Origin of the sequence: Dyella sp. (assembly GCF_035503745.1) — a bacterium.
GTDB lineage: Bacteria > Pseudomonadota > Gammaproteobacteria > Xanthomonadales > Rhodanobacteraceae > Dyella_B.
This window is the reverse complement of sequence record NZ_DATJTC010000021.1, coordinates 1-15,345: the sequence shown is the minus strand read 5'-3', so window position 1 is coordinate 15,345 and position 15,345 is coordinate 1. Positions and strand designations below refer to the sequence as shown.

Sequence of the window (15,345 nt, the reverse complement as noted above, 5' to 3'; positions counted from 1 at the left end):
GTTAAAGCCAAAACTTGAGTCAGCACCGACTTCCTCACGCTTGCGTGCCAGATGCGGTGCTTGAGACCACAGGCGGATGGGTTACATTAACTGGCAAGGGGCGTATAAAAGCGGGCAGCTTGGCTGCGCTGCATGCGCCGGAATGGCGTCCGTGGAAGCTGCCTGCGCGGTAGTCCCTATCCTTGTCGAAAGGAGCTATCGACTATGACTGCTCGCCTGGCCGGTGATCTAAAAGAGGAGGGTGCCTTGGTGTCGCAGATACAGTGCAAAAGAGCCGCGCTGACGCACCGGGCCGTGGGCACGCGGCATCTTCGAATGGCGCACGCACGATGAAAAAGGTTCTGCGCGTAACAGCCGCCGTCATCGCCGCGCTGGCGATCGTCTGCTTCGCCGCGGTGGCGTACTGGCTTTACAGTCCCACCCCCAAAGCGCCCAGACTGGGTTCCGCCGTCACGCGCGAGACCATCGACGTGCACGGCATGACGCGCAGTTTCCTCACCTACGTGCCCTTGCAATTGCCTGCCGGTGCGCCGCTGGTGATCGTCCTGCACGGTTCGATGATGAACGGCGCGATGATGCGTAAGTGGACCGGCTACGAATTCGATCGCCTTGCGGACAAGGACAAGTTTGTCGTGTTGTATCCGGATGGCTACAAGGGCAATTGGAACGATTGCCGCGCGGATGCAAGCTATCCGGCCAAGACCGAGCACATCGACGATGTGTCCTTCATCGAAGCGATGATCGCGCGCATGCGCACGCAGCAAGGCATCGACCCCAGGCGCGTTTATATGTTCGGCTACTCCAACGGCGGGCATATGGGCTTTCGCATGGCGATGGAACATGCCGATGACGTCGCCGCGGTCGCCGCCGTGGCGGCCAGCCTGCCGGTGCAGGCTGATTCCTCATGCCCGGCCAGTGGTCCGACGTCGCGGATCATGTTGATCGATGGCACCGACGATCCCATCAATCCTTTCAGCGGTGGCATGGTGAGCCTGTTTGGCCTGGGCAAGCGGGGCAGGAGCATGTCCGCGCTGGCATCGGCCGAGTTGATCGCGCAACGCAACCACGTTGCCGATCCGCCCACCTACACGCAGCTGATGCCGGTGCAACTGGACGATCCGACGCGCGTGGGGCGCAGCGTGTGGTATCAGGCAGGCATTCCCATGGTTGAACTCGATGCCGTCTACGGCGGCGGCCACGTGATTCCCCAGCCGTATTACAGCTATCCACGTCTGCTCGGCCGCACCTCCAGCGCGATCGATGCGCCCAAGGCAGCGGTGGCGTTTTTTGGCCTGAAATAGTGCACGAGTTGGTCACATCGGCCGGGGAGCTTTAGTGTCGTGAATGACTGGCAAACCGCGTATTCGACGATGGCCGAGGTGGCCGCCACCTTGAGTGGGCTGTTGTTCGTCGCGCTTTCCTTGAAGTTGAACGCCGTGTCCAAGGAAGAGCGCCGCTGGATGTTGCTGGTTTCCCAGCGCAGTTTTTTCGATTTGATGGCGGTGCTGCTGCTCGGATTGTGCTTCCTGGTCCCGGTGATTTCACATCAGCTGATCGGTTGGGGCCTGTTGTGGCTGAGCGTCATGCGGGCCATCTGGCACGTGAATCATTGGCGTTCGTATCATGATGTGGCGCTACCTGGTACACGGGTGATGGAGTACATCGTGCCGATGATCACCACGTTGATGCTGGTACTGGCCGGCGCGGGCATGCTTCTGGCAAAGCCCTTTGCACTGCACCTGGTGTACCTCATGGCGGTCGTGCTGCTGTTTGCGGCCTGCCGCAATGCATGGCGATTGCTTGTTCGTTAGTGCGGTGCTGCGTGAAGGGAAGGGGAAACGGTTCGTTTGCTGCGTGGGAGCGCTTGCAGACATAACGGTGGGGAACGGGGGAAAACGATGGGTACAGGATTATCTTTCTTGCTCGTATTGATCGGGCTTGCGGCGTATGGCATTCCCGCCGCGAGGATTCTTTCCAAGGCCGGCTACAGTTCGGCCTGGCTTTTGATCATGTTCGTGCCGCTGCTAAACGTGGTCATGTTCTGGGTATTCGCTTTCGTCAAATGGCCGATCGAGGACTGAGGACGTCCGCTGGCGAAGTACAGCGCGGCTGATGGCGACGAACAGTCCGGCGGCAACCGCCGGACCGTCGGCTTTTGGCAAGCACAGGGAGCCAGGCCGTGTCTGCAGGCGCATGACGCCACCCGCCGTCGTCGCGGGTTGACATGGCTGCTTTTGCAAATGAGAATGCTTCTCATAAATAAACACATCCATGGCTGCGGGCCCAAGGTCTCGCGGCGAGGGTTCCCTCGGCTCTTTGCCCACCTTTTTCATGATCCTTTGTGCACTCATTGCGACGTTGGCCGGTGCGGTGCTGGCTTATGCCGGGCATCCCCGCCAGGGCCTGCTGAAGACCGCCAGGCCGGCGCTGTGTGGCGGCCTGGCCGCGGTGTGCGTGGCGGTGGGGGCATTCGCCTGGGTACGTGAGTTTGGGGTTGGCAGCGGTATCGCCGGGCTCTCGGTCAACCTGATGCTGGCATGGGTGGCGCTGCCCTATGTAGCGTGGTGGCGCCGTTACGGCCACGCGGCGGAGCGTACACGGTGATTGGGCGCTGCTTGGCCGGCATCTTACTGGGCTTTCCCTTGGCCGCCGTGCTGTTGCGCCTGATGCTGCTGGCGCTGGGCGATAGCGGCGGCGCCTGGTTGATTCCTGCCTTGATGTTGTTCTTTCCGCTATGGACGGCGTTGATGATCGGCGCCTACGCGTTCGGCTCCGCGGTGCGCGCGTGGATCGTGTTGGGCAGCGCGAATGCGCTGGCCTTCCTCGCGCAATGGGTGACCCAGCATGGCCGCTAAGGGCAGGGCAGCATGAAGGCCGTCACGCTGCGCACCTTCCAGACCGTGCACACGTGGGCGGGCCTGATCGCCGGTTTCGCGCTGTTCGTGGCGTTCTATGCCGGTGCGCTGACCGTGTTCCACGATGCGATTGCCACCTGGCAAAACCCGCCGTGGCGCAGCGCGCCGGATGCGCATGTGCCGCTGTCCGCGCTGGTGGACCGGTTCGTGACGCTGCACCCCAAGGCGCGCGACGATTTTGGCGTGGTACTGCCCAGCGACGGCGCGCATGCGGCGTATGTGTTCTGGCTGTCCGATCAGGGTTCGCGCTATGCCAGCTATAGTCAGCTTGCCGCGCCGCGTGACGAATCCGATCCCGGCAACCTGGCCGATTTTGTGTATGCGCTGCACGATTCGCTGGGCTGGCCGACGGTGGGCCTGTACATCATGGGCATCGCCAGCGTGCTGTATGGATTGGCGCTGGTGTCGGGCGTGCTGATCCATCTGCCGCATCTGGTCAGCGATTTGTTCGCCATGCGCGTGGGGCGCAATCTCAAGCGCCTGTGGCAGGACGCGCACAATGCCATCGGTGTGGTCAGCCTGCCGTTCCACATCATTTTTGCCGTGACCGGCGCGCTGTTTTGCCTGTTCACGCCGACGCTGGCGGCACTGAACTGGACCGCCTTCGACGGCAAGCTGTATGGCCAGTTCGCGCAGGCGGTGGCCACCGCGCCCACGCTGCCCGCCAGCGGTGTCCAGGCCATCATGCAGACGCCGCAGGCGCTGATTGCCCGCGCGCGGCAGGCAGCGCTGGCTTCGGACGTCACCACGTTCGATCCGGACTACATGCATTTCGTCAACTATGGCGATCGCAATGCGGTGGTCCAAGTGCGCGGTAAATCGCTGCATACGCTGGCCACTTACGGCGACGTTGCGCTTGCCGGTGCGGATGGGCGTGTGCTGAGTACCTACGTGGGAAGCAAGCACAGCATCAACACCGGCAGCAATTGGGCCATGTACGGCCTGCATTTTGGTACTTACGGCGGTACCGCGTTGCGCTGGCTGTATCTGGGGCTGGGCCTGGCGGGGGCGTTCCTGTTCTATTCGGGCAATGTGCTGTGGATCGAATCGCGACGCAAGCGCCGCCATCTCGATCAACCGCGGCGCACGCGCGTGATGGCGCGCGTCACCATCGGCGTGTGCATCGGCACATGCCTGGGTATTTCGGGCGCCTTCGCGGCGGTGTGGCTAAGTGCCTATGTCGATGTCGCCGTGGGTATCGCGCAGCGCGTGGCATTCTATGGATTGCTCTGTGCCGCTTTGGCCTACGCTTTCACACGACCGATTGCGCAAGCGGCCGTGCATCTGCTTGGCGCTACTGCCGCGTTGACCGCGCTGGTGGCTTGCGCCGATCTTGCGCGCAATGCCGCGACCTTCGCCGCGGATTTTTCCCAGCCTGCATACACCGTGCTCGGTGTGGATCTGACCGGGCTTGCGCTCGCATGGATCTTCGCCCGGCTTGCCATCGCGACGATGCGCCGCGCGCGCCACGGCGATCCAAACAGCGTGTGGTCTGCCCACGTGTCGATCTGATCCATTTTCCCTACGTCGGCAAGCCGTCGCCAGCCGGACATTCACGCATCAAGGAGTTGCTTATGTCCGTTGACACCGGCCGTCGCGCACGGTCCTCGTATGTCACCCGCCGCCTGCTACTGTCGCTGTGCTGCGCGCTTGCCATCGCACAGGCTTATGCCGACGACAACAGCGACACGACCCACAGCAAAAAGCAGGCAAAATCGCTGGAGCAGGTGAACGTTACCGCCTCGGGCGTGCTCGACGTCTACCGCGCCACCGAAGCGAACACCGGCGCGCTGGGCCAGCGCAGCCTGCTCGATACACCTTACAGCATCAGCGCGGTAACCTCGGATCTGATCCAGAACCGCCAGGCGCTGGATATCAACGAAGCCTTCGCGGCCGATCCGGGCGTGACGCCGTTGTCGAGCGGTTATTCGGGTGAATCGTCGGGCATTGCGGTACGCGGCCTGCCCGTGGATCTGCTCAACGGCTACAAGATGGACGGCCTGTCCATACCCAGCTGGGGCAGCGACCTGCCGCTGGAAGCCTTCAGCCAGGTCGAGTTGCTCAAAGGTCCCGGCGGCTTCATGTACGGCTTCGGCGCGCCGGGCGGCATTCTGGATTTCGTCACCAAGCAACCCACCGCGGCACCCTATACCAGCTTCACGCTCGGCTATACGTCCAACGGCGTGTGGCGCGAAGCGGCGGATCTGGGCGGCACTATCGGCGGCACCGGCGGCTGGGGCTATCGTCTCAACCTAGTGCATGAAGACGGCAATACCTTCGTGCACGACGGACACATCCGCCGCGACGCCGCCTCGCTGACGCTGACCAAGGACATCACCACAAACCTGCACTGGCACTTCAACAGCATCTATCAGGATCGCGACGCCACCGGCACGTATTACGGCATCATCCTGGGCCAGGATTACGGCTACCCCACTGACGTGCGCACGCCCGCGCCGCTGCCGGGCGACCAGCGCGTCAGCCAGCCCTACACCGGCTACCAGACCACCTATCGCGTGGCCAATACGGGGCTGAAGTGGGACATCTCCTCGAACTGGAGCTTCCGCGTCGATTACAGCTACGCTGACCAAAGCCGCGAGAACCGCGACAGCGCCATCATCCTGATGACCAACCAGGGCGATTACAGCGACGTCAACTACCAAGGTTATTCGGTCTACAACTTCCAGCAATGGCAGGGCATGTTCACCGGTACGGTAAATACTGGTTCGATCACGCACGATCTGGTGTTCGGCGCGTCCTGGCAGCAGCTTTGCGAACACTATCCCAGCGGCTTCCTGACCGAGGCGGTGACGCTGGGCAATGGCAATCTCTACAACGTGCCGCTTCTGCCCAATCCCAACCTGGCGATCGACAAGGGCACATACCTGGCTGAAACCACGGCACAGCGCGCCGCGTTTGCCAGCGATACCATCACCTTCTCGCCGCAGTGGTCGGCCCTATTGGGCCTGCGTTACATGCAATACGACGACAAGTCTTTCGGCCCCGGCAGCAGCACGCCCACCGCGCGTTACACCGACAACCCGGTCACACCGACGGCAGCGCTGATGTACAAGCCGCTCGTGCCCGTGACGTTGTATGCCAGCTACGTGCAGTCGCTGGAACAGCCGGGCAGCGCGCCGGTAACGGCCGTCAACGCGTATCAAACCTTCGCGCCTACTACCAGCAAGCAATACGAAATCGGCGCCAAGACCGAGTTCGACAGCTGGAGCACCAACCTGGCCCTGTTCCAGGTGCAACGCGGCCTGCAATACCTCAACAACGACAATGTCTACGTGCAGGATGGCCAGACGCGTTATCGTGGTATCGACTGGTCCTCGCAGGTGGCGATCGGCCAGAACTGGACGCTGTTGGGCGGCGTGATGTACTTGAACGCCATCAACGTGCGCGCCGCTGCCGACGTGGACGGTAAGTGGGCCTATGGCGCGCCGCGCGAGCAGGGCAATCTTTACGTGGAATACAAAGTGCCGGCCCTGCCGGGCCTGGTGCTGACCGGTGGCGCGCGCTACGTGGGTCGTGAAGCGATCGAAGCGGACAACAGCAATTTTATCGGCGCGTACCACACCTTCGACATCGGCGCGCGCTATGCCACTACGTTGGATGGCCATCCCATGACCTACCGCGTGGGCATCGACAACTTGACCGACGAAAAGTACTGGCTCACCAGTTGGGGCTTTATCCTCAACCAGGGCACGCCGCGTACGCTGCGGGCCAGCGTTACGTTCGCGCTGTGACACGTCCAGTGCTGCTGCCGCTTCGAGTTTGAAGTGCGACAAGCCGAAAAAAAAGCAAAACGTCCGTTGCATTTGCGACGGGCGTTTTGCTTGCGCAGCTGCGTTGGGCCAACCCTTAATCAAGGATCATGATCGCGGATGGTGGCGCAAGTAATCGCGCATTTGCGCCAGCTCCGGCTGAAACAGTTCCAGTTCGCCGAAGCGCCGGATGAAGTCGTGGATATGCGTGTAGCGGTCGGGCGTATCCAGTTGCATTTCCGCAAAGATCTGCACGAGGTGACCCTCCGGATTATCCGGATCGCGGGTGATCAGCTGTTGCGCCAACGGCATGGCCTTGGCCGGCTGGTGCAGCCGGCGGTTATACAGGTCGCCCAGCCACGCCATGGCACGCTGGTTGCCGGGGTCGCGTTGCAGCACGCCAAGATAAATGCGCTCGGCCTGATCGGGGTGCCCGGTTTCGGCAGCCATCCAGCCAAGTTGCAGTTGGATGGGATTGTCCTGCGGGTAGCGGCTGGCAATGCGCTGGATGCTGTTCAGCGCATTGGCCCGGTCACCGGATTTCAGCAGCGCCTCCGCGCGCCAGTGCAAGGCGAACGCGTCGCGCGGACGAAAGCGCAGGGATTCGGTAAACAGCATCGCCGCCCAGGTCGGGCTGCTGTCGAACTCCTGCGTGCCCAGATTCCACAGGTCGAAAATCGAAACGTTGTCGTCGATCGCGCGCAGCAATGTCGGCAGTTGTTCCGGGCTTGCCGAATCGCAGCAGGTGGCGGCATATACGGCCGGCTTGGACAGCACGATCCGCAGTAGCGCATTGTGCGGCAGCCACGACTGCGTCAGCCGCAGCTGCTGATTCATGCCGCCGAAAGCACTGCCCCACGACGGCTGCGCGAGGTTCATCAACTGCGCGCGGACGCCGAAGTTGGCCGGCTCAAGGCTTTGGGCGCCGAGTGCGGCGGCGGTCATGGCATCGGGGTCGTCCTGTATGGCGTCGACTAGCATCAATTCGCGATAGGCCATGGTGTCGGCCGGCTGCAGCGCAATGGCACGCTCCAGGTCTTTGCGCGCCAACGCCAGCAGCGGGGTCGGATCGTCCGGTGCGTCAGGCCAGCTGTTGTTCCAATTGGGCGCGGGCATGCCCAGCGCCTGATCGAGGTATTGCATGCCGCTGGCGGTGAGCGCGGCAGCACTTTGCGGAGACGCCTGCTTCCAGCGATCGGCCAGCTGCCGCGCTGCCTCTTCATTGCTGTCGAAGCCGGCCGTTACGAACGCCTGATCAAACATACCCGGCTGCTGGAGATCGCTTTGATGTGCGCGCAGGTAACCGTCGAATGCCTGGTCCACCTCATCGGCTTTGCCCTGAGTCAGCAGGGCATCGATCTGCTCGAAGGATAGCGTCGGCTGCAACATCGTGCGGCAATACAGTTCGGTGGTATCGCGATGCCAGTGCGTACGCGGCAGATCGGGTCCTTGCAGGCAACGTTGCAGAGGATCGTCGATCGCGTCGTCGGCGCCCGCAGCCTGCATGAACGCGTCGTAGTCGCTATGCTCGAGCGCGTGCTGCCGCGTGTTGTGCCAGTGCACCCATGCGTTGGCGCCAAGCAAGGCGACAACCACCAGCGCCCAGGCGAGCGGCTGTTTCCAAGACGCCATCCGTGCGCCCATCGTAGGCGCACCGCCACGTTGCATGCTGGAATCGTCCATCGTTGCCCCCTCGTCCCCGGCGGCCGAACATAACGCGGGGCGGGGCAGGCGGCAAGCTGCGTAACCGGCTTCGGGCGCAGCGGTATCGAAGGCATTTGCAGCATTTCCGGGTTTGGCGATTACCCCAGGGTAAGCGGCCGATGCGATCGAATCGGGCACGGTACCGGTTCGAATTTCCCGGCGCCTCTTGACATGCAAGTAAATACCTGCATATTATTCATGCAGGCATTCACCTGCATATTTACGAATGGCAAAAGCCCCCGACGCAGATCTGTTGTTCAAGGCACTCGCCGACCCCAGTCGGCGAAAGCTGCTCGACGTGCTGCACGCGCACGACGGCCAAACCTTGAACGAACTGTGCGAGCACCTGGACATGACCCGGCAAGCGGTGACCCAGCACATTGGCCTGCTGGAAACGGCGAACCTGGTCGCCACCCAGCGGCGGGGCCGCGAAAAATTGCACTTCCTCAATCCCGTGCCTTTGCAGCAAATCTACGAGCGCTGGATTGCGAAGTTCGAAAAGCCGCGCCTGAAGGCGCTAGCGGACTTGAAACATCGATTGGAGAAACCCCATGGCTAAATCGACTTTCCTTTACGTAAGCGTCATCCGCACCACGCCGGAAAAACTCTGGTCGGCGCTGACCGATGGCGAGTTCATGAAGCAATACTGGTTCGGTTCGCACTGCGATAGCCAGTGGACCGCAGGGTCGTCGTGGAAAATGGTCAACAGCGACGGCAAAATCCTGGTCGAAGGCGAGATCGTGGAGTCCATTCGCCCAAAGCGCCTGGTCATTCGCTGGACACGTGACAGCAAACCCGACTTCCAGGACGAAGTGCCATCGCTGTGCGTGATGGAACTTGAGCCCGTCGCCTCCGCGGTCAAACTGACCGTGACCCATTCCATCGAACGCGAACCTTCCAAGCTCATCGGCGAGGTATCCAAAGGCTGGCCCCTGATCATTTCCAACCTCAAGTCGCTGTTGGAGACAGGCTCGATCGCGCTGGATGAATCGTTTAAAAAATCCTGCGGCTGATTCCCATCCTTCGTTTTCGCCCGGAAATTGGTGGACCCGGGCCTTTGGCTTGATGCAGGATTGACCCGCTGACCCTCAAAGCCTCGAAGCCGTCTATCACCGGTCAATAAACCTGCGAGCCGTCCGTATGGGCGGCTCTTTGTTTCCAACCCTCGGGTGGCCGAACTATGCTAGCGCCCAACGCGAGAACCCTGGGAAGTACATATCCATGGCCGTGAAGTTCAACCCCGTTTTAATCGAAGAACTCAGAAACGCCTGTGCGCCCGACAAGGCACAGCCGAGCACCTATTACCGTCAAGGAAAGGACATCGTGCTCGTCGCGCTGAATGCCACCGATCAGCGAGAAGGGCTGAACCGTTCCTACATCTACTTCACCGGTGAGCGGGTCGAACACCGAAGAGACCCCGTGCCGGCCCTGATGATTCCGTTGGACAAGTTGGAACCTCGGTTTGATATCGTGGGCACAACCATGCCAGTGGAATTCAGACCGGGCTCCATCCTCGACCAATACCAGGAAGCCGCCCTGGTATTGGTTGAAGATCAAGTCAACCTGTTGCTGAAAGACTTTCCAGACGATCCCGCCCGCGACGCCGACCGTTGGAGATCACGCCTGATGCTGAATCTCATGACACGCCAGGTTGTCCGCTTGACCCAGGGCAAAACGCTGACGGTATTTAGCCATGTGATCATGTCAGGCCATCTCCTGCGCCATGGCAAGGAAGAGTCGGAGAAGATGGCGGAACTGAAACTGCGGACGGATGACAGGAATCAATAAGGCAAGTGCCGGCTGGACTTGAGTTAAGGCTTAAGCAGACTGGATGTAGTGCACTGACGTCCCCGTATTCACGATCCAAATAAGAGAAGAAGTTTCGCATTGGTGTTGCGAGGTCTTCGCTGCCCTTTCTAAAAACCAATTGCCGACGTACACAACAGCGGCTTTACTGGCCCGCTTTCTCAATCGCAGACGGAAACTTCGGCTCGTAGCAAAGCAGCAGCGAAATCCAGTGCCCGGCGGTGTGAATGATCGTGACGGCCAGCAGCATCAGCTTGATTGGCACGAAAGCCCCCCAGAGGCCGCTATCGCGCAGGCCGCGCAGGGGAAGGATGTTCCACGCCGCCTGGAAGGAGAGCCAAGGCCACGGGATTTTGCTCAGAAGCTTCTTGGGCGGCGGCGCGGCCTGCGGGCCAATTTCCATGTAGCGGCGGATGTATTCCCAAAAGGCAAGCAGCTCGGCGCCAGGCAGACCGCTGCGACCGACGAAGACCATGTCGAAGTCATCCTTGGGCCGGCCGTTGGCATCGTAGACGGCGCCTTTGTCCCAGCCCAAGGCGAGAAAGCCGCCACCTGGCAAGACTTCGCGCAGCATGGAACGATCCACCGCCGCTTCGGTCTTTTCCCAATCCAGCGCCACGATGCCGCCAATGTTCTTGGGGCGAAGCAAGTAGACCTTGCGGGTGACACGGTTGAAGCGAACGATCAGGCGACGCGCGGTGAAGGCTTCGAGGCGTAGAAAGCGGTAGACGTACTTGAAGAAGAAGAAAAATATCAAAGCGAAGAGGAGTGCAACTAAAACCATAAAGGCATAAGCATACCCATTGAGCACATTTCCGCCTTCATCCTGCCCATCTCTTATCCAAGCGGCGAATAGAAATAGAAATTTGACGCACCAGTAGCACACGCCGGCCATTCCTCCGCCAAGGAAGATCGTAATCAATCCTCGCTTCTCGTCATGAGGCGTACGCACATCGATATAGATGTCGTTGTATGCATACAGCGAGTCATTGTCGGTGACGGTGGCGGAAAGACTTTGCTTCACCGTTGCTGTTGGCGTTCCACGCCCCTCCTTCTTTGCCAGCTCGGTGCGTTGAGTCAGCTCGTCGTAATTGGCCTTTTGGCGGCCATCGAACATCAACCATTCCCAGAAGTACATTAGAGGGTGTTCTCCACCGCGCGCACGAATATCTCTACTTCCTTGGCCTCGGATTCGGCCAAGCCATTGCTCCGGTTTTTGCAGAACGTGCAATGGTCGAGATACGTTTCCAGATCGTTGGGAAGCATGTATTCAATGATGACGGACAAGACGAAGATCGCCACGTTGATGCGAATGCACCAGCGCAACATAAATAGCTCTCTTAGCGCTAACCTCGCGGCATGGTCCGCGGCTACGTCCACCCATTTGACCTGGGCATACTTCTCCGCCATATACCGCAGGAACGGTGCACCGTTGGCAAGCCCCAAACCAAAAGCGAAAGCACCCGAGCCGACTTGGGCAGTGGCGCGGAGTGCGTAGGCCCCGCTCAAAGAAAGTCGATCTGCCCAATTCTTTGAGTAATCCGCACCGATTGCGAACGAATCCTTGACATCAAACGCCGCGCCCACCAGTGCCGCTGTACCGCAGAGGATGCCTGCATTCAACCGCAACCCACTCTTGAAAATCGTCGCCGCTTGCCGCACGGCGAGATTACCGCTGCGCTCAGCTAGCCCCACCGCTGCCCCACCGAATTCCAGGCTCGCTGCACTCACCGCCATCGTCGCAGCCATCAGTTCCAGATACTCGCGGCTGCCCTTATCGGCCTTCTGCGCCTTGATCTTGAAGTTCCACGCTTCCAGCACGGTCAGCGCGGAGGCCACGCGCAGCTCGGCCATCGGGCCTTTGACACCGGCTTTCAGCGCTTTGGTAAAACTCTCTGAGGTCGCGCCAGTGATCTTAGTAATGACGCCGTTGCTCAGCGGCACGCCGCCGCGCGCCTCCAGGTGCATCTGTTGTGCAAAGCGCCCCAGCCTTGCCTTGAAGACCCACGCAAGGACCACGTTGGTCGGTGCATCAAGCAAGCTGGCCACCTCGCTTTCAAAGAGCCGATTACCCAGCGCGTTGGTGAGTAGCACGCCACCGGCCAATCGCTTGGCACCGGGTCCGTCGTGCCCGCTCACCGCCTCGAACGCCTCCACGGTGGCCCGGCTCTTGTCGAAGATGGCCGTGAGGTTCTTGATGGTGTCGTCCCACTGGCTCTCGGATAGGTTCACCAGTTGGCGGCGCTGGGCCAGCAGCTTGTCGATTTCCTGTTCGGTGGCCTCCTGGTTCTGGGCCAGGGCACGCCACGCGAGATTAGTAGGGGCCACGCTGCCTTCGGTCCATCCACTCAATAGCCCATTGCCGTCTTTGCAGGCATTCATGCCGACCATGGCCATACCCAGCTGGCATTCAAAGTACAGACCGTGTTCCGTATCGTGGCGGTCGTAGGCCAGCAGCGCGTCTTGCAGTCGATGACTGGTCAGCCAGGCGAGATGATCGGTCGACCGCGCCTCTTTGATCGCGTCGGCCTCGGCGACGGCTTTCTGGTAATCGGCGAGGAAGGCCCTTCTGCGATCCTCATCGACGTACTTGGCGTATTTGCCGTCCCAACTGTCGTGGCGGAGCTGGGTAATCTTGGCGCTCTGCTTGGCCGCTTGATCCGCCGGGTTGCGGTAGGTGCGGTAGGTGCCACCCGACATCATGGCAACTTGCGCGTTGCCACTGCTGTAGCCGGGATCGGAGTAGACGACACCTATGTTGCGCTCACTGTCGAGGTACTGTTGCTCGGCCTGTTCGGCCAAGGTCTTCTTGAGATTGTCGATGGCAAAGGCAATGGTGAGCTTGCGGTGGTTGTCCACACCCTTGTCGTCACCGGGGCTGCTCTTGCGCAGGTAGTCCTCCAATAACTGCACGCTGCGATTGCGCCAGGCATTGAGTTCCTGGGCGATGCCGAGGGCGTCGTCCAGCACCAGGGCCACGCCGCGATCTTCGGTGTGGCCGGGGGCGGGCGCCATGGCGGCGCGCACAGCGGCCATGGGCAGGTGGGCGCGAGGGAACGCTTGCGTGTCCAGCAGGGTCGCCAATGCAGATGCTTGCTCACCCGCTACGTCGGCAATCAGGTTGAATTGATCGCGCGTCAGCACGCTGTCGGGTGCGTCGACACACGAATAGGCCAGCTGCCGGATATCGAAAGGTTGCATGGCGTTTCGATAGGTCGGTTGCTTCTGGTAACGATCCAGCATGGCCGGTGTCAGCGGATCGGGGCTGAACAGCACACGCAGTTCATCGATGCCATCGAGGTCGTGCAGAGCGATGGACCAGCGGAGGTTCGATAGGTTCTGGAAGTCGAGGGCGGCGGTTTCCCACGGCTTGTCGGCGACGACGTAGGTCAGTGTGCCATTGGCATCGACGCGAAATTGTCCTTCCCACTGGTATGTACCGACGCGCTTGGCGAGCACGTACAAAAAGCCTTCCCGCAACGGGCGTACGGCGTAGGCGCTCTGGGTTAGCTTGCGCACTTGCTGGGGGCGTCGCAGGTTACCCGGTAGTGATGGCAGCGCTTTAAGCGCTTGCGTGTCACCCGTAACGGCGGCGTAGCGCAGTGGCAGGAAACTGAAGGTGGGTTTGCAGGTCACGGCGGGGCCGCTGCCCATCAAGCGCTCGATCACCGAACGGTTGGCATCGCACTGGGCGAAGAGTTCATTCCATGTAGCCATTGCAGGTTCTCCGTGCCCTTACGCCGTGAAGCGGCGGGCTTTGTAGCTTTGCGAGAGCGGGCGACCGCCGTTTTTGGCCTCATCAATGGCCGCCTGCCAGTGGGCATTGGTGGTCAGCGCGCCGCCCGCAAGCACGGTCAACGTCACGTAATCGTTGAGGTCGCCCGGGCGGATAAGCCCCTGCTCGCGGGCCTGCGCAAGATAGTGCTGGACCGTCCCCAGGCGGACGCCATAACAGTCCTTGTCCGGCTGCTGGGCAAAGGCTGGTTTGAGCTGGTCAGCGAGCGTGTACGCCAATGGGTCGCCTGCCAGAGCGTGCCAGGTGTCATCATCAAGCGTGATGGGGGACATCGCTGGCGTATGGGCGATCCGCTCCCCTCGGATGGCTGCCCAGGCTTTACGCGACACATGAGGCAGCGGATGCCACCACGATGTGATCGGGGCGAACAAGGCGCGTGGCCCGGGCTGGTTTCGGCGCGCATCGAGCACGGGCAAGGCCGCCTCGGTGTGATACCGCAACAGATAGCATTCGCCATCGGGCGCATGGGCAATATTGGCCTGGCAGAGATGGCTCGCGAGTTTGGCTGGTGACAATTCACTGGTGATCCAGCCACAGACGGCGTCACCCGCTTGGCGGTTCAATGCGTGGTGGAAGTCGTATTGCCCCTGGAGTGACGTATAAGCCCCAGGCCCGAACAGCCAAGGTCCAATCATTCGCAGGTTGTCGAACTCCGGTTGTGACAGTAACGGCCACGCATGGGCGTCATAGCGTGCGAGGAGTTCGTCACGTTGGGTGGGTTCCAGACGCGCCATCTCCACGATGCCGGCAAGGGTGCAAGTGGCGGAATCGCGGACATCGGCGATCAGCAGTTCGGCAAACTTGGTGGTCATAGTGGCTTACCCCTGCATCCGCACGACGCTGCGTCCTTCGGCCATGGCCTTGAGCAGGCAGCTCACACAAATGGGCTCACCCGAGACGGGGCTGCCGTGGATCGCCAGCGAATGACTGCTGCCGCTCGACTGCTGAATAGGCCCTTTGAGCTTGATCACGATGCCTTCGATGGTGATGCCACCGCTATCGAGCGTGATGCTGCCGCCCGGCCCACGGATCACCGCACGCTCGCCGGCCTGCAACTGATACCGCTGCGTCTGCCGTTCGATGCTTTGACCGGCGCTGAGCGTGTGATGACCTTGTACGGTCTGCTCGACATGCCCGCCGACGTCGATGAGGTGATTGGCGGTGGTCTTGTCCTTGCGGTGGTTGCCCACGTTCTCGATGCGGTCCTTGCCGATGGCGATGGTGTGATTGCGCTCGATGGTCAGTTCCGCATCCTGGCCAATCTGATGTCGGCGGTCCTTGCCGATAGTCACCTGTTCGTCGTTACCCACACTCTCCGTGCGGTCATGGCCGATGCTGACGGTTTCGTCGTGCT

15 protein-coding genes are annotated in these 15,345 nt (G+C 61.1%); 10 read left to right on the top strand and 5 right to left on the bottom strand.

Annotated elements, in window-relative coordinates; translation table 11 throughout:
* Positions 1–329 precede the first annotated feature (329 nt).
* The 7 genes from VME63_RS08440 (at position 330) to VME63_RS08410 (ending at position 6,667) form a co-directional block, all read left to right on the top strand.
* Positions 330–1,301: an alpha/beta hydrolase family esterase gene (locus VME63_RS08440; RefSeq protein ID WP_325432223.1), complete on the top strand. Its 972-nt coding sequence runs from the start codon at positions 330–332 to the stop codon at positions 1,299–1,301.
* Positions 1,302–1,370: 69 nt separating this feature from the next.
* Positions 1,371–1,811, top strand: a complete 441-nt coding sequence (locus VME63_RS08435) for a hypothetical protein (RefSeq protein WP_325432221.1) — start codon at positions 1,371–1,373, stop codon at positions 1,809–1,811.
* Positions 1,812–1,919: 108 nt separating this feature from the next.
* The gene (locus VME63_RS08430) at positions 1,920–2,081 is read left to right on the top strand and encodes a hypothetical protein (protein WP_325432219.1); all 162 of its coding nucleotides are present in this window, start codon (positions 1,920–1,922) and stop codon (positions 2,079–2,081) included.
* Positions 2,082–2,331: 250 nt separating this feature from the next.
* Complete coding sequence (locus VME63_RS08425) at positions 2,332–2,604, top strand: hypothetical protein (RefSeq protein ID WP_325432217.1); 273 nt, start codon at positions 2,332–2,334, stop codon at positions 2,602–2,604.
* An 11-nt stretch (positions 2,605–2,615) separates the two neighbouring features.
* Positions 2,616–2,855, top strand: a complete 240-nt coding sequence (locus VME63_RS08420) for a hypothetical protein (protein WP_325432215.1) — start codon at positions 2,616–2,618, stop codon at positions 2,853–2,855.
* Between the two features lie 12 nt (positions 2,856–2,867).
* A complete protein-coding gene (locus VME63_RS08415) occupies positions 2,868–4,427 on the top strand; it encodes a PepSY-associated TM helix domain-containing protein (RefSeq protein ID WP_325432213.1) in 1,560 nt (519 codons plus the stop codon).
* Positions 4,428–4,489: 62 nt separating this feature from the next.
* Positions 4,490–6,667 (top strand): TonB-dependent receptor, encoded by a 2,178-nt coding sequence (locus tag VME63_RS08410; RefSeq protein ID WP_325432211.1) that lies wholly within the window; start codon positions 4,490–4,492, stop codon positions 6,665–6,667.
* 126 nt (positions 6,668–6,793) lie between these two features.
* On the opposite strand, the gene VME63_RS08405 is transcribed toward VME63_RS08410, so the two are convergent.
* A complete protein-coding gene (locus tag VME63_RS08405) occupies positions 6,794–8,317 on the bottom strand; it encodes a tetratricopeptide repeat protein (protein WP_325432209.1) in 1,524 nt (507 codons plus the stop codon).
* Between the two features lie 298 nt (positions 8,318–8,615).
* Here VME63_RS08405 and VME63_RS08400 point away from each other — a divergent pair, with 298 nt between their 5' ends.
* The 3 genes from VME63_RS08400 (at position 8,616) to VME63_RS08390 (ending at position 10,177) form a co-directional block, all read left to right on the top strand.
* The gene (locus VME63_RS08400; protein ID WP_325432207.1) at positions 8,616–8,948 is read left to right on the top strand and encodes a metalloregulator ArsR/SmtB family transcription factor; all 333 of its coding nucleotides are present in this window, start codon (positions 8,616–8,618) and stop codon (positions 8,946–8,948) included.
* Positions 8,941–9,402 (top strand): SRPBCC family protein, encoded by a 462-nt coding sequence (locus VME63_RS08395; RefSeq protein ID WP_325432205.1) that lies wholly within the window; start codon positions 8,941–8,943, stop codon positions 9,400–9,402. The genes VME63_RS08400 and VME63_RS08395 overlap by 8 nt, the downstream gene beginning before the upstream one ends.
* A gap of 208 nt (positions 9,403–9,610) precedes the next feature.
* Complete coding sequence (locus VME63_RS08390) at positions 9,611–10,177, top strand: hypothetical protein (protein ID WP_325432203.1); 567 nt, start codon at positions 9,611–9,613, stop codon at positions 10,175–10,177.
* A 163-nt stretch (positions 10,178–10,340) separates the two neighbouring features.
* Here VME63_RS08390 and VME63_RS08385 read toward each other — a convergent pair whose 3' ends face one another.
* The 4 genes from VME63_RS08385 to VME63_RS08370 all read right to left on the bottom strand — a co-directional run.
* Positions 10,341–11,312, bottom strand: a complete 972-nt coding sequence (locus VME63_RS08385; RefSeq protein WP_325432201.1) for a hypothetical protein — start codon at positions 11,310–11,312, stop codon at positions 10,341–10,343.
* Positions 11,313–11,332: 20 nt separating this feature from the next.
* The gene (locus tag VME63_RS08380) at positions 11,333–13,912 is read right to left on the bottom strand and encodes a T6SS effector BTH_I2691 family protein (protein ID WP_325432199.1); all 2,580 of its coding nucleotides are present in this window, start codon (positions 13,910–13,912) and stop codon (positions 11,333–11,335) included.
* An 18-nt stretch (positions 13,913–13,930) separates the two neighbouring features.
* Complete coding sequence (locus VME63_RS08375; RefSeq protein ID WP_325432197.1) at positions 13,931–14,803, bottom strand: DUF4123 domain-containing protein; 873 nt, start codon at positions 14,801–14,803, stop codon at positions 13,931–13,933.
* A gap of 6 nt (positions 14,804–14,809) precedes the next feature.
* Positions 14,810–15,345 (bottom strand): bacteriophage T4 gp5 trimerisation domain-containing protein (locus tag VME63_RS08370; RefSeq protein ID WP_414648225.1); only part of this gene is annotated, 536 nt, incomplete at its 5' end.